Source organism: Hyphobacterium sp. CCMP332 (assembly GCA_014323545.1).
Classification (GTDB): Bacteria; Bacteroidota; Bacteroidia; order Cytophagales; family CCMP332; genus CCMP332.
The window spans coordinates 2,094,448-2,116,327 of the sequence record CP058647.1 but is presented as its reverse complement, the minus strand read 5'-3'; the positions used below and the strand labels follow the sequence as shown (position 1 = coordinate 2,116,327).

The following is a 21,880-nucleotide window of genomic DNA, read 5'->3' as shown; positions in this document are numbered from 1 at the left end:
AAAACTAAGTAGATGGTCTGATTATTCCTTATCGAGACTGATATTGACGAAAGCAAGATCGGCCAAGGGTATACATTTCTCAGCTCTGAAGCAAAAATAAAGCTGAGAATAAAATAAATAAAATTGAAGATTAAGTGAATTGCACTATCCTAAACTTTAGGTATAGGTGCTTGGAAAAGAGCTAATTATACAAAATAAATATAATTCTCAGTAAATATATTCACTCAGTATCAGATCATAGATAAAGATTGAATGCAAATTTTGATATTTTTAGAGATTAATAAATGATGCTTTAACAGTCACATTTGTTCTTTTTAAAGTATTTATTATTGCCATCAGTCAAATTTTTATGAGAAAACTATACGTATTATTATTATTATTATTAATGGCCTCCGTATGTGCTGTTAATGCTCAGAACAATGTCGGTATAGGAACAACCACTCCCAGCCCCAATGCGCTCTTACATCTTGAAAATGGTGCCTCGGATTTGGGTTTGCTTCTTCCAAATGTTGAAACTGCAGGATTTACGCCCTTAGCTACAGATGAAGGCTTAATGGTTTACGATTCCGTCTTAGATCAAATATTTTCATGGGATGGATCGGCATGGCAACCGGCCGGAGGTGGTTCATCATGGGAATTGACTGGTAACACAGGTACCGTTGATGGAGTTGATTTTATTGGAACAACGGATAATATCCCCTTGTCTTTTCGGGTGAATAATCAATCCGCCGGGCGAATTGGAAATTCAATCACAAGTTCTACCGCTTTTGGCTTTAATGCCTTAAACGTCAATACGAATTCTGAAAACACGGCCATGGGTTCAAATGCAGGAGCAGTAAATACGACAGGTTTTAGAAATACGGCTATTGGCTCGGGGGCCTTACAATCGAATGTTAGCGGCAATGCCAATGTGGCCATTGGTAATATTGCATTGCGGGATAATTTAGCGAGTGAAAACACCGCGGTTGGAAGAGGTGCCATGAATCAGAATACAACAGGAACTGCCAATGTTGCTGTTGGTTTTCTTGCAAGTGATAATAATACGGCAAGTGATAATAATACCGCTGTTGGACATGCTGCTTTGACCAATTCAGTAGGATCTGACAATACTTCTATTGGAAAATCTTCCATGCTTTTGAATGGTGGTGGTTCTCAAAATGTTGCTATCGGTGTATTAAGCATGCAAACCAATACCTCCGGTAACTTAAATACAACCATAGGATATCAATCAGATGTTGGCGCAGCCGGTTTGAACAATGCAACGGCAATAGGTGCCAATGCCATTGTCAGTCAGGATAATTCCCTTGTATTGGGTAATAATGTAAGTGTTGGTATAGGCACAAATTCACCGGATCTAAATTATAAGCTGGATGTGGTTGGTGACGATATACGAATAAATGGACTTAGAGCAGGTCTTGGTGAAGGTGCAGTGGCATCCAACGCAGCATTTGGAGTCAACGCATTAAATAATAATACGACTGGAAATAGAAACTCGGCATTTGGATTTAACAGTTTAGCCCAGAACACGATCGGTGAAAGAAATACCGCTTTAGGTGATGCCTCGATGGATGCCAATGTTGACGGTTCGGCCAACACGGCAATTGGTACCGAAGCTCTTGGCTCATTGACCACAGGCGGCCCAAATACCGCTGTTGGTGCCGGTGCGATGGGTTTGGCCACCAGCGGTGGTGAAAATGCCGCTTTTGGACACTTTGCATTATCCAATTTTACCTCCGGCACGGGTAATACGGCTTTAGGAGATCATGCCTTGTTTACCAATAATACCGGATCGGATAATATAGGAATTGGCCGATATGCTGATGTGGGAAGCGGAAATCTTAACAATGCAATTGCCATTGGATCGTTCTCTTTTGTAAATCAATCCAATGCATTAGTACTGGGAAGGGTAAACGGATTCAATGGAGCAGGCATCACTGCTAATGTTGGCATAGGCACCCCAACTCCTAATGTCAATGCTGATTTAACACTTGGAAGTAGTGATCGCGGGCTACAACTTAACCGGGTTGACGCCTCTCAGATTTCCGGGCTGGCAGCAATCGACAGAGGATTGATTTTTTATGATTCCGTAGCGAGTCAAATACTCTATTGGAACGGTACTGATTTTGACACTTTAGGAAATTCCAGCGCAGGTGGTGAACCTGTTGGTACCATTATGGCTTTTGCGGGCGGAGCAATACCTCCCGGATATTTAGCCTGCGATGGTGCCTTAATATCAAGAACTACTTACGCTGATCTATTCGCTGCCATCGGAACGGCTTGGGGAACGACCAATGCCACCAACTTTCGGGTGCCGGATTTAAGAGGAAAATTCATGCGTGGCGTAAGCGGTGGCTCCGGTTTTGATCCGGATGCAGGAGCAAGAATTGCTCAATATACTGGTGGAAATGGAGGGAATGCTGTTGGGAGTTATCAGTTGGATGCATTCCAAGGTCACTGGCATCAAAGTTACAGAGACCCTGGAGCAGGAGGTCTAGGTTCACTTGGAGCTACCTTTTCGGATGGAGTAGGAATAGGAACATCTAATGTTGATCATGCCAGAGAACCAAAAAGTGATGGAACCAATGGTGCGCCAAGAATAAGTGCAGAAACTCGTCCGGTCAATCTTTATGTCAACTATATTATCAAATACCAACCCGGAGCTACCGCTGGTGGTGGTGGTGGAACAGTCACCAGTATTACTGCAGGATCTGGTTTAACCGGCGGAACAATAACAAGCACAGGTACTATTGGTCTTGACAATTCGGGAGTTACTGCAGGTACTTATGGCTCTTCTAGCCAATCGCCTCAAATTACTGTAGATGCTTTTGGAAGGGTAACGGCGGTTACAAATCAGGCCATCATCTCAGCAACTTCATCTTGGGATATTTTAGGTAATGCAGGAACAATCGACGGGACCAATTTCGTAGGTACGACTGATAATATTCCATTAAACTTTAGAGTTAACAATGTACCTGCCGGAAGAATCGATCATATTCAATTTAATGCTGCTTTCGGCCGATCTACTTTACAATCCAATTCATCCGGTACGCACAATACGGCCGTTGGAAATAATGCAATGATTGTGAACTCAACCGGAGCACGAAATGCGGCTTTCGGTAGCCAGGCCTTGCAAAATGGAAATAGTGATGATAACGCTGCAATAGGATTTAGATCCTTGATGGCTTCATCAGGTGGAAGAAATACTGCTCTGGGGTATCAAACCGGAAATACAATCACCACCGGTAATTCGAACACCTTCATTGGATATGATGCTGATGCGACTGTAAATAACCTGAACAATGCAACTGCAATAGGTGCTAATGCATCTGTAGCTGTTAGTAATGCACTGGTTCTAGGCAACAATGCCAATGTCGGTATTGGAACATCTTCTCCAAATGCTCCACTTCAATTTGCTACTGCGCTTGCCAATAGAAAGATAGTTTTATTTGAAGGGGCAAATAATGATCATCAATACTTCGGTTTTGGAGTCAATGGGGCCGCTTTGAGGTATCAGGTTAACGGAACTTTTGCCAGTCATATATTTTACGCTTCTGTAAATACTACCACAAGCAACGAGTTAATGAGAATTGTGGGTGATGGAAATGTAGGTATTGGAGTTACAGTGCCTACCGAAAGACTTCATATAAGCAGTTCCGCAGGTAGTACAGGAATGATTATTACCAATGATTTCCTTGGTACAACTGCAACAGATGGCCTTCTAATTGGAATTAGTGGATCTAATACGGCCACGATCAATAATCGTGAAAATGGAAGTTTACTGATTGGAACAAATGGACTAGCAAATATCAATCAATTAGTTCTCGATCCTTCAGGTAATGTTGGCTTAGATATTACCCCACCTACAGAAAAATTACATGTTAATGGGAATATAAGATTAGATGGAGCCCTGATGCCAAACAATCTGCCAGGTGCTGCTGGTGACGTTCTTACTTCAGGCGGACCTGGAGTTGCACCAACATGGACCTCAGGTACAGGATTTACTGTAGCAGGGAATGGATTGAGTTCTTCGGGAAATACGGTTGATCTAGGAGGAACCTTAAACCAAAATACCAACATTGATAGAAACGATTACGCTTTTACGGTGGGGACAAACAATACAATAACCGGCCCTCAAAATGGCGAAATTATTTTTGGATACGATAATACTGTATCGGGTTTTGGCGGAATCGCTATTGGTACAGGAAATACTGTTGGTGGCAACAGGGGAATTGCCATAGGGAATTATGCAGAGGCCAATCACCTCGGTTCATTTGTTATGGGCGACTGGAGTGGAAGTGCGCCGGGTTTAACCGCCTCTAGTACTACTGATCAATTTACGGCGCGTTTTAATGCGGGATACCGTTTTTATGCGACCTCTGATCCGATTTCGAATCCCAATACCGGAATGTTTATTAACAATGCAGGCTTTGTAGGAATTGGCACAAATAATCCCGGTAGCAATCAGTTGAGCGTTGTAACGCAGGCAAGTAATGGATCAGCCGGATATTTTGAAAATAATATCGCTTCCGGAGTGGACGGTTCAGCATTGAGAGTGCTTAATTCAGGACTTCGCTCTATTGGTCATAATGGGATGTTAATTCAAAACCTGGTCACCAAAGTGGGTGGTTCAAACAGTACCAAAATTGGTTTGAAAATCGAATCCACCGGAGCATGGGGCGTCGCTACAGTCAACCAGCCAAATATCGGTTTGGATGTTACTGTTTCCGGGGCAGATAATAATTATGCAGCTGTTTTTAATGGAGGTTCAGTTGGAATTGGCACAACCGCTCCCGGAGCTTCACTCGATGTCAATGGTGTGGCTATAGTCCGAACCGTATTTAATGTTGGAGATTTTGGTACGAATCAAAATGTCCTGCAAATAAATACTTTTACGGATGGTGCAATTCCATCTAATAGCTGGTCACAAATTCAGGGAAATCAGGTATCCGTTGCCTGGACCAATCTTGTGTTAAACGGGGCCGGCGGAAATGTCGGAATAGGAGAATACAATCCTACTTTTAGACTTCATGTAAATGGCTCCGTGGCCGGTGTAGGTGCATACAACAACCTTTCGGACAAAAGATTTAAAAAAAATATTGAACCAATAACTGAGTCACTTCAAAAGATTCTCCAATTAAAAGGGGTATCATTTGAATGGGATAGCACTGTAAATTCAGAGTTGAATCTAGATGAGAAAAGACATCTGGGATTCCTGGCTCAGGAAGTAGAAAAAATATTACCGGATGTGGTTAATACCGCAAGTGACTCCTTTAAAACCAAAACCGTGGAATATGGTAGTATCGTACCTGTTTTGGTGGAGGCCATTAAAGAACAACAAGCCATTATTGAAAATCAAAAAGCTCAAATTGAAATGTTACAGGTGCAAAATACAGAGGCCATAAAATCAGACGAAAATGTGCAAAATAAAATGAATTTATTACAGGCACAGATTGACCAACTAAATGCAATTCTCAATATGGAAGCTAAAAAATAATCAAACAGATTAATAGGATGTTCCGAAAAGTTGCTATTTAAATAATGCAATCCAAGGTACACTCATGAAGTACAAATAAAGTTATATCTCGAAATATCAATATTTTTATATTTATTGATTTTATCTGTTATCCCCCAGGCCGAACATTTCAGAATAAAGAGCGTATCAATTAGAGGCAATATAATTCCCAAAAAAGGAAGTATTGAATTATATTAGTACATTGTTACGTTTGGGCTTTTGTCCGTATTAATCTAAGCACGATACACATTCTGTTATGAGAAAATTATTACTCCCCCTGCTATTGCTGGCTCTATGCTATTTTGGCAACTCTCACTTAAAAGCACAGCAAAATGTCGGTATTGGTACTACTTCACCCAATCCGAATGCCATTTTACATCTTGATCCCAGTTCGCCATTGGGATTTTTAATGCCAAAATTAAGTGCCGATGATACGGTCACTTTTGGCAATAATCCGGCAAATACCGGAATAATCTATTACGATACCACCGCTCAGGCCTTTCGCTATTTTGATGGCACCTATTGGACTTTGGTGGGAACAGGAACAGGAGGAGCAGGAACGGATGGAAAAACAGTACTAAACGGAACAATTAATCCAACACCCGGGGATGGTGTGGATGGCGATTTCTATATTAATACCACAACCTATAACATTTTTGGTCCAAAAACTGCAGGAGCTTGGGGTGCAGGAACTCAATTAATTGGACCGGCGGGTGCCGATGGCTTAGACGGCGACCGATACGCGACTACTTCAACAACAACACTTACCATTGCATTAGGTCCACAATCATTGACCGTCGACACAGCATTAGCCTATACTGCAGCTCAAACAGTAATTATTGCTGAATCAGGAACAAATTTTATGGAAGGTACGGTAACTACTTATAATCCTTCAACAGGAGCATTGGATGTAAATGTGACTTCTATTACGGGAGGCGGAACATTTAGCTCCTGGACAGTAAATCTCGCCGGAGCACCCGGCCCTGCAGGAACAGATGGCAATACAATTCTAAGTGGTTTGGTAGACCCAACGCCAGGCGATGGTGTGGATGGCGATTTCTATATTAACACAACAAGCGATAGCATTTTCGGTCCTAAAACTGCAGGCGCATGGGGAACAGGAACTTCTTTGGTTGGGCCTACAGGTGCAGCCGGTGCTAACGGTATTGACGGAAACACCATACTCAGTGGATTAATCGATCCCACACCAGGCGATGGCGTGAATGGCGATTTTTATATCAATACCACGACCGACAGCATTTTCGGTCCCAAGACCGCAGGTGTTTGGGGAATTGGTACATCGCTGGTTGGCCCGACAGGAGCAGCAGGTACCAACGGAATTGATGGTAATACCATTCTCAGTGGTTCAATCGATCCCACTCCGGGCGATGGCGTGGATGGCGATTTCTTTATCAATACAACAACCGATAGCATTTTCGGTCCTAAGACCGCCGGTGTTTGGGGAACAGGTACTTCTTTGGTTGGGCCAACAGGAGCAGCCGGTGCTAACGGTATAGACGGTAACACCATACTCAGTGGATTGATTGACCCCACTCCTGGTGATGGTGTGGACGGCGACTTCTTTATCAACACCACAAGCGACAGCATTTTCGGACCCAAAACCGCAGGGGTCTGGGGTACAGGAACTTCTTTAGTAGGGCCGACAGGTGCAGCCGGTGCTAACGGTATTGACGGAAACACCATACTCAGCGGTTTAATAGACCCTACCCCGGGCGACGGTGTAGATGGGGACTTCTTTATCAACACAACAAGTGATAGTATTTTCGGTCCTAAAACCGCAGGGGTTTGGGGTACAGGAACTTCTCTGGTAGGACCTGCAGGTGCGGCAGGAACAGATGGCGCAGACGGCGATCGTTACGCGACCACTTCAACTACAACACTAACAATAGCCTTAGGCCCACAATCTTTGACTGTCGACACGGCATTAGCCTATACTGCAGCTCAAACTGTAATTATAGCAGAGTCAGGTACAAACTTTATGGAAGGTACGGTAACTACTTATAATCCTTCTACAGGCGCATTGGATGTAAATGTGACTTCTATTACGGGAGGCGGAACATTTAGCTCCTGGACAGTAAACCTCGCCGGAGCACCCGGTCCTGCAGGAGCAGATGGAAATACAATTCTTAGCGGCCTTATCGACCCTACTCCGGGTGACGGCGTAGACGGCGACTTTTTTATCAACACCACAAGCGATAGCATTTTTGGACCTAAGACTGCAGGGGTCTGGGGTACAGGAACTTCTTTGGTAGGGCCGACAGGTGCAGCCGGTGCTAACGGTATAGACGGCAACACCATACTCAGCGGTTTAATCGATCCAACTCCCGGCGACGGTGTGGATGGTGACTTCTTTATCAACACCACAAGCGACAGCATTTTCGGACCCAAAACGGCAGGCGCATGGGGTACAGGAACTTCTTTGGTAGGGCCGACAGGTGCAGCCGGTGCTAACGGTATAGACGGCAACACCATACTCAGCGGTTTAATCGATCCAACTCCCGGCGACGGTGTAGACGGAGATTTCTTTATAAACACCACAAGCGACAGCATTTTCGGACCTAAGACTGCAGGGGTCTGGGGTACAGGAACTTCTTTGGTAGGGCCGACAGGTGCAGCCGGTGCTAACGGTATAGACGGCAACACCATACTCAGCGGTTTAATCGATCCAACTCCCGGCGACGGTGTGGATGGAGACTTCTTTATCAACACAACAAGCGATAGTATTTTCGGACCCAAAACGGCAGGAGTATGGGGTACAGGAACTTCTTTGGTAGGGCCGACAGGTGCAGCCGGTGCTAACGGTATAGACGGCAACACCATACTCAGCGGTTTAATCGATCCAACTCCCGGCGACGGTGTGGATGGAGACTTCTTTATCAACACAACAAGCGATAGTATTTTCGGACCCAAAACGGCAGGAGTATGGGGTACAGGAACTTCTCTGGTTGGGCCGACAGGTGCAGCCGGCGCTAACGGTATAGACGGAAACACCATTCTAAGTGGATTAATCGATCCTACTCCCGGCGACGGTGTGGATGGAGACTTCTTTATCAACACTACAAGCGATAGTATTTTCGGACCCAAAACGGCAGGAGTATGGGGTACAGGAACTTCTTTAGTAGGACCCGCAGGAGCAGCAGGTACCAATGGAATTGACGGAAACACCATACTCAGTGGTTTAATTGATCCAACACCCGGCGATGGTGTGGATGGAGACTTCTTTATCAACACAACAAGCGACAGCATTTTCGGTCCTAAATCAGGAGGTTTATGGGGAACAGGAACATCTTTGGTGGGCCCTGCGGGGGCGGATGGAAATACCGTTTTAAACGGATTAGTTGATCCAACTCCCGGGGACGGAGTAGATGGCGACTTTTATATTAATACAGTAACGGATAGCATATTTGGCCCAAAAGCCGCCGGAGTATGGCCTCCGGGTGAATCTTTGGTAAGGGTCGGCGGGGCAAATGACACCATACCGGCTAATGTGTTTAGTGCCAGAATTGCAAATAACGGAGTTGCTGCAAGCATTACAAGTCAATCCTACCCATTTATTCAAAATGTAAACAGACTTAGTACTGGTGTTGTACAGATTACTTTTGTGCCTGGTTTTTTCACAGTTGAACCTTCACTTATTGCCATACCTCAGGATGATGCCCGATTTGCACATACAGCTAATGCCAATGATGCCAACCAGGCAACAATAACCATCCGATTTCATGAAAATTCATTTTCCGATGCCAACTTTATGCTTATCGCACAGCGACAAGGCGCCGACTACCAAAACAGCCTCACAGCTCCACCGAATGTAGTTAGCTATCTCCAATCTAACGGAACTGACCTTTATTCCGATACGGCCAGTATTCTAATAGGAACCAGCACCTCCAATCCCAATGCAGATCTGGTACTCGGCAGCGATGATAAAGGACTCCAACTCAACCGCGTTGATACCACGATCCTCCAACCGCTTCTCGGACCCAGTGACCGCGGTATGGTGGTTTATGATACAGTTTTAACAGAACTGTTCATCTGGAATGGTACGAACTTCACGCTTGTAGGAGGTGCTTCTGGTGGTGCAAATGACACCATTCCCGCGAATGTGTTTAGTGCGAGGATTGATGGTAACGTAGCGACTCCTACAATTGAATCAACTTCACATAATTTTATAACCTCTGTTACACGATTAGGCGTGGGAGATTACAACGTTAATTTTGTGCCAGGATTCTTCACTGAAGCTCCCAGTATCATTATAGGAAACACTACTGATGCCGGATCATTCACATCAATCGGAGGGTATGTCTGGAGTGTTTCTCCTAATACTGCAAGGGTACAATTGGTTAATAACAACACTGACTTTCTGATAAATAATGAGTTCACAATTCTTGTCCAACGCCAGGGAGCTGACTATCAAAATACGCTAACAGCTCCACCAAATGTGGTTGGATATTGGCAATCAAATGGATCGGATATCTATTTTGATACAGCTCTTGTTGGTATCGGAACAAATACCCCGGCACATTTATTGGATATCAGCGGTGGAAATGTAAATATCGATCTTGGTCAGGCTTATTATCAAAATGGGCTTCATTTGCTTTCAGTTTCTCCTGCAAATCAGAATCTGAGACTAGGTCCAAATACAGGTCAGGCACTAACTAGTGGTACAGAAAACATTTTAATGGGATTTGGTACAGGAAGTTCTGTTCAGGATGGTAATTCAAATATTGCCATCGGTTTTCAGGCATTACCGAACACAACCAGTGGAAATGACAATATTGCCATCGGAAGATTAGGCGCTTTACTCAATACAACCGGATCCGCCAATATTGGAATTGGTGGAGAAAGCAATCACAATCTTACTACCGGAAACAATAACGTGGCAATTGGTATAGATGCCAATTACCAAAACTCAACAGGTAGTAATATCACAGCCATTGGTACCGGAGCAGGTGTGTCCTCTTCAACAACAAACCTAGATAATGCAACTGCAATAGGAGCCCAGACAATCGTAGCCCAGGATAATAGTATGGTTTTGGGAAGTATAAATGGTGTTGGCGGGGCAACTTCAGATGTTAGCGTTGGAATAGGAACTACAACACCAAATCAAAATGCTTCGCTCGATCTTGCTCATGATGATCGTGGTCTTCAGCTAAACAGAGTAGACACAACTAATCTCCAACCGCTTCTCGGAGTATCGGATCACGGAATGGTCGTATATGACACTGTATTAAACGAACTTTTCGTTTGGAACGGAACCAACTTTACCCTCGTTGGAGGCGCTTCGGGGGCGAATGACACCATACCAGCGAATGTGTTTAGTGCAAGGATTGCAGCGAATGGTACAGTTATTAGTCAATCATATCCGTTTATAAATTCCGTAACCAATACGGGTCCCGGTGTTTATGACATTGAATTTCAACCAGGATTTTTCACCGAAACTCCGTCATTTTCCTTGACATCAAGGCACCAAAATGGAATTGGTTTTACTGCTGCGAATTTCTTTACAGAGTCCGCGGATTCTGTTATAATTGTTACACAAAATGAGACAGGGGCAAATGAAAGTTTTGATTTTGACTTCATTGCCCAGCGCCAGGGTGCAGACTACCAAAACAGTCTCACCGCTCCGCCGAATATCGTGGGTTACTGGCAGTCGAACGGAACGGATATTTACGTAGATACAGCAAGAGTTGGAATTGGCACAAACACACCTGATATTAATTACCAACTGGATGTTGTTGGAGGTGATGCAAGAATTAATGGCCTTACGATTGGAAGAGGTAATAGTGGAGTGGCTTCAAATACAGCATTGGGTACAAATGCTTTAGGCTCCAATACAACCGGTGCTAATAATGTAGGAATAGGAATCAACGCCTTGTCTTCAAATCTAGTAGGTAATAGAAATATAGCTATTGGTGAAGGAGCACTAACAAATAATACCAGCGGAAATGAGAATGTTGGTATTGGTGCAGTTGCTTTAAGCAATAATAGCACTGGAATCTGGAATACGGCAGTAGGCTATGTGTCTATGGCGAGTGCAACTGGATCATTTAATTCTGCTTTCGGTCGGGGTGCATTGGAAAACAACACCGGTTCAGGTAATTCAGGATTTGGGCAAAACACACTTCCTTCTGCTTCAGGTGATGCGAATACGGCCATTGGTGCGGATGCAGGTACTACTTTGACTGGTGGAAATAATAACACCTTTGTTGGACAGGGAGCGGATGCAGGAGTTGTATCTTTAACCAATGCTACTGCAATTGGGTCAGGCGCAGTCGTTTCTCAAAATAACAGCCTCGTCTTGGGCAACAATGCCAATGTCGGTATCGGAACATCTACACCGGCCAATAGATTGGAAGTAATTGGAGATGCAGCCAAATTCGATTCCGTTATCATAACTAATGGAGCCCAGGCCGGCTATGTTTTGACTTCAAATGCAACTGGTGAAGCAAGCTGGCAACCCGGTGCTTCAGCACATACTTTACAAGCAGCATATGACGGTGGACAAACCGTCAATATGGGGTCCGGCAATATCGATTTCATTTCCAGTGGTGCAAACTCCGTTCTGTATATAGATGAAGCCAATGAAAGAGTAGGAATTGGCAATTCCAGTCCACTAAACAAACTTGATGTTGATGGAGGAATGGTGATTGGCGGGAATTATGCGGGAACCAATACTGCACCTACAAGCGGTTTATTGGTAGAAGGAAATGTTGGGATTGGAACTACTTCGGCTAATGCACCTTTAACCTTTAACGCAGTTCAAGCCAATCGAAAAATAGTACTTTTAGAAGGGGCAAATAACGATCATCAATTCTTCGGTTTTGGTGTTGGACCGGGAGCCATATTAAGGTACCAGGTTAATGGACCTTCCGCAGATCATGTATTCTATTCAAGCGTTAATGCATCAAGTAGTATTGAACTAGCCAGGATTACGGGTGATGGTAATCTCGGTATTGGAATTATCAACCCAAGCAGTAGATTACATGTAATAGATAATGTTAATACTGGTGAATTCGTCGGTCGATTTACCAATACCAATACAGGATCTCAGGATGGTGCTGCAATTTATGCAACCTCCACTGCTACGGCTGCCAACTTTGGATACGGCGTAATAGCTGAAGGAAATTACCTTGGTGTTGACGCCTTGGGTGCAGCCGGAGGATTTGCAGGTTTGAGAGCTCAATCCCTTGGCGCGGTCACGGCAATAGAAGTTTTAGGTGATCCTGGTTCAACTTCAGGTATTCATGTGGATGCCAATGGTGCCACCTATTCCGGTCTTTTTGAAAATGGTAATATATCACTTCAGGGAAATGTAGGAGCCGGTGGCTTTGTTCTTCAGGAAATTGTGAATACCAATGCGGATGGCCAAACCTCTCTTGATTTTGTGAACGATGCCAACAGAATGGAAATTCGTTATGAAGGATCCAATTTCACGAATAATTCATTGGTCATTTATGATGATGATGACGGCGAAGCGCGTTTAATCATTGAGGATGCAACCGGAAATGTAGGTATAGGAGATTATGCTCCGGATGAAAAACTCGACGTAACGGATAGCATTTCTGCAGGATGGGTAGCCGTTCAGGTAGAAAATCTGGCCGACGACGGAATTGCGTCTTATGATCTGGAAACGGATGTCGGATACTATGGAATCGGAACCGATGCCAGTAGTGTTGGAAGTGGACTTGAAGGGGATTTTTATGTCGCCAATTACAATTTAGGTTCCACCCCATTGGTAATTACGGATGCGGATAATGTGGGAATAGGAACCATCACGCCTTCCAATAAACTTGAAGTCGTAGGTGATGCGGCCAAATTTGATTCAGTCATAATCGTAAATGGTGCCCAGACGGGTTATGTATTAACTTCTAATGCCACAGGGGAAGCCAGCTGGCAACCGCTGGGTGCGAGTACTTTCTGGGACTTAACAGGAAATGCAGGAACCGTTGATGGTACTAACTTTATTGGAACCACCGATGGCGTCCCTTTAAATTTCAGAATCAACAATCAACCTGCCGGTAAAATTGAAGGACCCGGAACCGGGGTTACAGCTTTAGGTTACCTCTCCGGAAACAATGGTGCAGGCTTTAATAATTCAGCCTTTGGAAATAGCGCCATGGCGGCTAATACAGCTGACGGCAACTCGGCATTTGGATCATTGGCCTTGTCAGTTAATAATACAGGAGATGCCAATACAGGTATTGGATACGCGGCATTGCGCAATATAATCGGAACACAAAATACAGCAATAGGTAATGCAGCCATGGAAAATTCGGCCTCCGGTAATGACAATGTTGCCATAGGTTTTACCGCTTTGTTAAATAATAATGCCGATGGAAACGTAGCTGTAGGTAGCAGAGCCGCATTGAACTCCAACGGACAGGGCAACACCGCCATTGGATATCAGGCTTTGGATGCAAATACCACAGGAACATTTAACATAGCCATTGGACACAATGCCGATGTAGGTGCACCCGGATTGACCAATGCAATAGCGATTGGTCTTAATTCATCTGTAGCTGCTAGTAATTCTATGGTTCTTGGAGGAACCGGAGCAAATGCGGTCAATGTGGGTATTGGTACAACAACACCATCAAATGCTTTGGATGTAATTGCAACAGGGCAGTCTGCTATTTATGCACAAACAGATGGTCTTGCCGGTGGTGATTATGCAATTTCTGCTATAAACACAGGAGGAGCTGACGTAGCCGGATATTTTATCAATTCGAATCCTGGTGGTGGGGCCAATTCTCATGGTATCTATACCGCTTCAGTTGGAGCTGGATCGGGTATTTACGCTGCTGCTCAAGGGACAGGTACAGGAAGTGGTGCCATATTTGACAATTTCAATGCCGCCAATACAAGCGCAGTTGTAAGAATTCAAAATACCGGTGGAAGTGTTTCACCTTCATTATTAGCAAGTGGAGCTGTAGGTATAGGAACAAATAACCCATCGGAACTTCTTCATTTAAGTGGTGGAACCATACGTTTAGAAGATTTTGCAGGTAATGGTAGACAAATATTGACTGTAAATAATACTGGAGTTGTTGGCTATGTTGATCTTGCAGATAGTGTATATTGGAGAAGAAGTGGAAACGATATTCTAAATAAAAACAGTGGTTCTGTCATTATTGGAACAGATTCTATTAGAAATGGCAAACTTCAATTAGTAACTGAAATAAATGAAAACAGTATTCAGTCCTGGAAATACAATAATACTTCAACAGGAAACCAGATCCGATTACTTAAAGCAAATGGTACACAAGCCTTGCCAAGTCCAGTGCTTATCAATGAAGACATTGCGAAATTAATCGCCGCAGGTTATCATGGTTCAGGCTTCTCTAATGCAGGTGGTATTGCCATCAGTGCAGCAGAAACCTGGTCTGCCACAAATAGAGGGTCACGAATGGATTTTGAAACAGTCAATCTTAATGCGACCGTGGCTACGACTAAAATGCGATTGACATCTGAAGGTGACCTTGGGCTTGGAACTGCTACTCCAAGTGGAAGACTTGAAATTATTGGTGGGCAGGGAGATGGTGCCCTTTTGATAAATGATACAGATGTAACAATTGGTGATTATACAGGAGCTCAATTTGGAACTACATTAATTGTTGATCCTGAAGCAGCTGGGAATTTTCAGTTTTTAAATGGAAATGTTGGTATAGAGAATATTGCGCCAGCATTTGAGTTGGATGTAACTGGAGATATCAATGCTTCCAACAGCTATTTCATTAGTTCCAATGAAATGCTATCCACCAATGGAAGCAACGGACTGTTTCTTGGTTACAATTCCGGTCATACAAATTCACAAGCCTTTTCAACGCATATAGGCATGGATGCCGGAGCAGTTTCAACCGGTATAAGTAATACCTTTGTAGGAACACAGGCTGCCGAAGTAAACACAAATGGTGGTCAAAATGCATTTTTTGGATTGCGTTCAGGTTGGGATAATTTAGGAGGCTCGTGGAATACTTTTCTTGGAAGAAGTTCCGGTGAAAATAATACAGACGGTGATAACAATACATTCGTTGGTGCCAACGCCGGAAATACTAATATTACAGGGGGCAATAATACAATCTTGGGATATAACGCGGATGTATCATCTTCCGCTTTGACTAACGCAACAGCAATTGGGTATAATGCCTTTGTAGCCTCAAGTAATTCATTGGTGCTTGGTGGTACAGGAGGAAATGCAGTAAATGTAGGTATTGGTCTTACAGCACCGGTAAATACCTTGGATGTGCTTGGAGAAGTGGCCATTGGTACAAATTATGCCGGCTTTTTTGCAGCACCTACAGATGGATTAATCGTTGAAGGTAGAGTAGGAATTGGCACAAACGCCCCTTCAGACGTTTTGCATGTCTCAAGTACATCAATTGGTGTGGCGCGATTTGAGTCTACAAATAATCCGTTAATAACAATATATGATAATGGAACATATGAAGGATTCATTCAAAGTAGCAGTGATAATATGGTATTTGGTACTGCCCCCGCTTCATCGGCAAACGTGCTATTGTATGCCGGAGGCACAACCAGATTAACTGTAGAAAATACAGGTAGCGTAGGTATAGGAGTAGCTAATCCGGTTAATCTTTTAGATGTAGAAGGTTCAGTAGCAATTGGAGCAAATTACTCTGGAACAAATACGGCGCAGCCTAATGGTTTAATTGTTCAGGAAAATGTTGGAATAGGTTATAATGGAGCATCTGATTTATATCAATTGCGCATTGATATTCCATCCACAAATTCTACTACTCCTTATGGGTTATATACTAACAATGATTATTCTGGTGGCAGCACCAAATATGGATTATTTGCTGATGTCTCAATTGATGGATCTGGATCCAAATATGGTTCTTGGGTTAATTCCAATGGGGCTGCGGGTTCTTCCAGTCTAGCAATGGGCTCAAGGGTTTTTGTAAATCATTTGGGAACGGGAACAGTCTATGGTACTTATATTGATGCAAACAAGGCTTCTGGTCAATCTGGTACAGTTTATGGTCAATATGTGATATCTGATAATGACGGTACTGGAACTTCTTATCTAATGTATGCCAATAGCATTGGATCTACATCCGGGACTGAATATGGACTTTACATTACTGGCGAAGATCTTAATTACTTTTCTAATAATGTTGGAATCGGAACTACATCACCTTCCTATGCTTTAGAGATTGTTCGATCAAATTCATCTGGTACAATAGCTTCAATTGAAAATACAAGTTCAGGAGTTTCTGCAGATGGATTAAATATTGCCCTTGGAGGTACCGCAGGTTCAAATGATTATATTTATTTTGAGAGATCAGGAGGTGGTGTACAAGGTCGAATTGCAGCGAATGGCGTCGGAGCAGTATCTTATTTAACTTCCTCAGATCGCAGATTGAAAGATAATATTTCAAATTTCAATGGTGGTCTTGAAATGGTATTAAAAATGCAGCCAAGAAACTACGTATTTAAAGGTAGTCCTGAAATAGCAAGAATAGGGTTTATTGCCCAGGAGTTAAATAACATCTTTCCCGAGGCTGTAAACGGTGATGAAAACTCTGATCCGGAGACTGAACCTATGATGGTTGATTATTCAAAACTCACTCCAATTCTAACCAGTTCAGTTCAGGAATTGCATAAAATGATAATTGATCAACAAAAAATGATTAATGAGTTGAATACTAAACTTACTTCCAATGAGGATGATATTTCAAGTTCAAACTCACTAGTCATTGATAAAGATGATTATATGAAACAGCAAGAAGAGCTAAATGCTTTAAAATCAGATGTTGAAGAATTGAAGAAATTGCTTCTTAATGTCAAAAAATAATTAATTCAACAATTTTTATTTCAAGGCCACTCTTTGAGTGGCTTTTTTCATTTACAACCATTTTCTAAAATCATCGTAAATTGCAAAGCAGTTACCTTATTGATTTAAAGCATATTAATAGTTGATTTGAAGACATTATTATACATTTCACTCTTAGCACTTAGTATTTCTTTTGCAAGTGCCCAAAATAATGTGGGTATTGGAACTACATCGCCTAATCCCAATGCCATTTTGGACCTTAATAATGGGAATCTAAGTCTTGGTTTATTGCTACCAAAAGTCAATGTATTGACATTTTTACCTGCAGCATCAGATTATGGTATGTTTGTTTACGATACCCTGCAAAATCAAATTTTTTACTGGAATGGGCTATCCTGGAATGGTGTTTCCCCCGGTTGGACATTGAATGGAAATGCAGGCACCAATTCTGCGATTAATTTTATAGGCACAACAGATCTACAGGATTTTGTATTCCGCACCAATAATATTGAAAGAATGAGAATTACTTCCAATGGAAAATTGGGCGTGGGCTCTTCGGCTCCTGCCAATGCAAAAGTTCAATTCCTGACCCCTGCAGGTGATGCTTTAAATAATACCGTTTTACAACTCGACAATAACTATAGCGGTATTGCTTCTCAGTATGGAATACTAAACAATATGAGTGCCGGAACCAATGATAAAACCGGTCTTTTTAACATCTTGAGCAATGCCGCTACAGGAGCAAGAATAACCGGTGTAGATAGCTACATAATACCCACAGGTGTGGGCAATCAGGCCATGGGATTTAAAGCATATATCGACAATCCGGGAACGGGAACAAGATGGGCGCTCTATGCCGATGTTTTAACAACAGCTACAAGCACAGGTCCCTTTTTTGGTGCTCAATACAACATGCAAAATAATTCCATCGGTGGAACTTCCTACGGTGTATACGTAAACAGCAGCGGAACCTCTTCCAGTACTTATGGTGTATTTACAAGCGGAGAAAATAGAAATTATTTTTCCGGAAATGTTGGAGTTGGTGTAATAAGTCCCAATATCAAATTGCATGTTGCTGAAGCTCTATCAAGTTCAACAGCTGCAATTATTACCAATGAAGTGTCAGGACCTACCGCCTCTATTGGTGGAACTAAGGGACTGAGAGTTTCAATTTCAGAAAATGCAAATGTTCAAAAAGTAGCTTTGGAAGCAAGGGTTTCAGGGACTGGGCCAGGTCAACAAAATGGAATTTTTGCAGCTGCTGATGGTTCGGCTACTTCATCCTTTAACAGAGGCGTGGTTGGTTTGGCATCGAATAATTCTATCACAAATATTGGTTTTGATGCCTATACGCAGGGCAACCTCGGAACCAATTATGGTGTGCGATCCAATGTTTCCGGAACGCAACTAAATGATAAATATGCATTCTTTGGCAATATGTCAGGGAGTGGAAACAAATATGGAGTATATATTTCAGGAGAGGATCAAAATTACTTTAGTGGTAATGTTGGAATCGGTACTACTGCTCCTGACCGTCCTTTGAAAATCTTCTCGACAATATCCTCGGGTACAAATAATGGTAATATTGTGGTTTACAACAGGGCCTCCGCTCAAAGTAATGCCTTTTATGGCAATAGCAATAATACCGGGGATGATGCAGGGGCTTTTACTTATGCAGAGGCATTTGCTGCCGGCTACGATAACAACCCTACCGGTTTTAACAATTTTGGACTTTGGGGCCATCAAACAGATAATGGCGTAGCAGGCTGGGGCGTAATTGCTTCAAATGGTGCTATTAAAACAACTCCAACCACATATGTTGCCCTGGCCGGCAGAACTTATTCTGCTTATTTTATGGGGGGAAATGTCGGGATAAACACAACAACACCAAACAGCCAATTGCAATTCATTCAAAACGATGCTGCCATTGGAGGTTCATCAGCGATCAGGTATTATTTTGGAGCTACTTATTGGCGTACTTTTCACTCGGGAATTCATTACAGTTTTGAAGACGATGGCGTTCGTGTGGCTTATGTAGAAGGAGGCTCAGGAAATTATGTTCAACCTTCTGATCGATCATTAAAGAAAAACATTTCACCGATTGGGACTGTATTACAGGGAGTCACTCAATTAAAACCTGTGGCATACCATTATAATCACATGAATAATGAGGATAAAAAGACCATTGGTTTTATTGCGCAGGAAGTAGAACAAATATTCCCCGAATTGGTAAAAGAAGCCGAAAATGGTACGAAGGGCTTGTCTTACTCTGATTTTTCAATAATTGCCATCAAAGCCATTCAGGAACAGCAAAAACAGATAGAAGCATTGCAGGAAGAAATTCGAATCCTGAAGGAAAAAAATTAAAGGCCTATTTTATCACAATGGGCCAATAAGATTTTCCCATTTGAGGCAGTAAAAGCAAAAATAAATTGCTCATCCCCTTCTTTTAAATTGTATTTTCTCAAAATATCCTTTTTCTCCAGATTGACATTTTTTAAAAATACGGTACTCTTTTTATTTCCGAATTTATAGCGCTCTCCATACTTAATCATCATATTGATTTTATAGACCCTACCCGGAAAATCCTTTCTAATTTCATTTGAAAAAAATAAATGGGTATTGGGATTGGCAATGCTTAAATCGAATGATTTCGCCAAAGATTTATAACCGCCTGATTTTGAAATGGAAGGACCCGGATTGTACAAATAGCTGCCATTAATTGATAATTTTGCGTCCATTAGAATTTCTTCATCGGCAAAAAATGAAAAGCTTTTTTCAGTATCCAGTTGTATGGCTGTAATACTGGGATTATTATTTTGTTCGGTACCCAACAAAAAAAGCAATTCCTTGCATTCCCTGGAATTGGCCAAAACAAAAACTTCCTGAACGTATTGCAATTCTCTGACGCCTTGACTGATGTCGAGCATTGGGGCTGCTTTTACTAGTACTTTTTTTGATTTACGTCTCAACAAGTCCAAGTGCATAATTACATCCGGACTGCAATCAGAAAACCGATAAACTTTTTTACCCTGTGTGTCCCTCCTGGCTGGATCGATATAGATCAAATCAAATTGCTCTTCCGTTTCTTTTAAAAACGTTTCTGCTTTAGTATTTCTAATCTCAATCTTCTTTTCCAACCCCAGAACCTTTGCATTATGTGTCATGATTTCACATAATTGTTCGTCCTGTTCGATATAAATACAACTATCAAATTTGTGGGAGAGATGTATGGTATCAATTCCAAATCCGCCGCTTAAATCGAGGCATTTTTTCCCTTTTAGTATGGTGGCTTTAAAGTTTGCGGTGAGATCGGAACTGCATTGTTGAATGGATACTCTTTTTGGATAAATTATTTGCGAATTTGCAGCAATGGAAGGTATTTTTTTCTTTGCTTTCTGATAACCTTCAATCTGTTGGCCGATCCAAATCCAATCCCATTCTTTTTTACCTGGACGTTTTAATAATATTTGGCTTAAGTCCGCTTCGTGGTATTTTTTAATAAAAGAGTTTATTTCCTGATCAAAGGCTGCTTCAGGAAGCATTTTTTATCCAATTATTCTTAATTAGCATCTCAGCAATTTGTACGGCATTGGTCGCGGCTCCTTTACGTAAATTATCGGATACAATCCACAAATTCAGACATTTGTCCTTGCTCTCATCCTTGCGAATCCGGCCAACATATACCTCATCTTTTCCCTGAGCATAAAGAGGCATAGGGTAACGGCTATTTTTTGGATCATCTATTACTAGGACTCCCGGAACGGATTCAATAATTGATTTAATTTTATCCATTTCAAAGGCATTTTTAAATTCAATATTTACGGATTCGCTATGGCCTCCCATTACCGGAATACGAACGGCAGTGCAAGTCACATTGAGTTTTGGACGGCCCAATATCTTTCGACTCTCCCATACAACTTTCATTTCTTCCTTGCTATAGCCATTGTCCAGAAATTCATCGATCTGTGGAATAATATTCAAATCGATTTGATAAGGATAGGTTTTGTGTTCAAAATTTCCCTGTCTCTCAGCATTCAATTGATCCACGGCTGCTTTTCCTGTTCCTGTTACCGACTGATAGGTAGAAACAATGACTCTTTCAAGAGAAAATGCAACATCCAATGATTTTAAAACCATGACCAGCTGAATGGTTGAGCAATTAGGATTGGCAATAATCTTATCGGATTCCTTTAATACATTTCCATTCACCTCAGGAACAATCAAGGGCTTATCCTCATCGTATCGCCAGGCCGATGAATTATCGATGACAAAACATCCTTCTGCGGCAAATTTTGGTGCCCATTCCTTAGATGGCTCAGATCCTGCAGAAAATAAAGCAATTTGTGGCTTTAAATACAGCGCTTTTGAAATGCCGAGTACCTCAACCTCTTTTCCGGCATAAATAATTCTTTTTCCCTGGGACCTTTCCGAGCCCACGGGAATAATCATATCTATAGGAAAATTTCTTTGTTCCAGTACGCGGAGCATTTCTTCACCCACCAAACCGGTTGCTCCAATCAATGCCAATCTCATTTCACTCAATTTTAAAG

General features: G+C 42.3%; 5 protein-coding genes. 3 read left to right on the top strand and 2 right to left on the bottom strand.

Annotated features, from left to right (window positions below; all coding sequences use genetic code 11):
- The first annotated feature begins 349 nt into the window (after positions 1–349).
- The 3 genes from HZR84_09225 (at position 350) to HZR84_09215 (ending at position 19,694) form a co-directional block, all read left to right on the top strand.
- On the top strand, positions 350–5,494 hold the full coding sequence (locus HZR84_09225) for a tail fiber protein (GenBank protein QNL22109.1): 5,145 nt from the start codon (positions 350–352) through the stop codon (positions 5,492–5,494).
- Positions 5,495–5,768: 274 nt separating this feature from the next.
- On the top strand, positions 5,769–17,348 hold the full coding sequence (locus HZR84_09220) for a tail fiber domain-containing protein (GenBank protein QNL22108.1): 11,580 nt from the start codon (positions 5,769–5,771) through the stop codon (positions 17,346–17,348).
- A 126-nt stretch (positions 17,349–17,474) separates the two neighbouring features.
- Positions 17,475–19,694, top strand: coding sequence for a tail fiber domain-containing protein (locus tag HZR84_09215; GenBank protein QNL22107.1), 2,220 nt, complete (start codon positions 17,475–17,477; stop codon positions 19,692–19,694).
- Here the strand turns inward: HZR84_09215 and HZR84_09210 are convergent.
- Positions 19,691–20,872, bottom strand: coding sequence for an RsmD family RNA methyltransferase (locus HZR84_09210; protein ID QNL22106.1), 1,182 nt, complete (start codon positions 20,870–20,872; stop codon positions 19,691–19,693). The two genes, HZR84_09215 and HZR84_09210, sit on opposite strands and share 4 nt — an antisense overlap.
- Entirely contained in the window at positions 20,862–21,863 is a 1,002-nt protein-coding gene (locus HZR84_09205) for an aspartate-semialdehyde dehydrogenase (GenBank protein QNL22105.1), read from the bottom strand. The genes HZR84_09210 and HZR84_09205 overlap by 11 nt, the downstream gene beginning before the upstream one ends.
- Between the last annotated feature and the right edge of the window lie 17 nt (positions 21,864–21,880).

What these genes read in the sequence shown, in the direction of transcription:
- HZR84_09225 (QNL22109.1), top strand. Translation starts at nt 350, where the DNA reads ATGAGAAAACTATACGTATTATTATTATTATTATTAATGGCCTCCGTA.
- HZR84_09220 (QNL22108.1), top strand. Translation starts at nt 5,769, where the DNA reads ATGAGAAAATTATTACTCCCCCTGCTATTGCTGGCTCTATGCTATTTT.
- HZR84_09210 (QNL22106.1), bottom strand. Translation starts at nt 20,872, where the DNA reads ATGCTTCCTGAAGCAGCCTTTGATCAGGAAATAAACTCTTTTATTAAA.
- HZR84_09205 (QNL22105.1), bottom strand. Translation starts at nt 21,863, where the DNA reads ATGAGATTGGCATTGATTGGAGCAACCGGTTTGGTGGGTGAAGAAATG.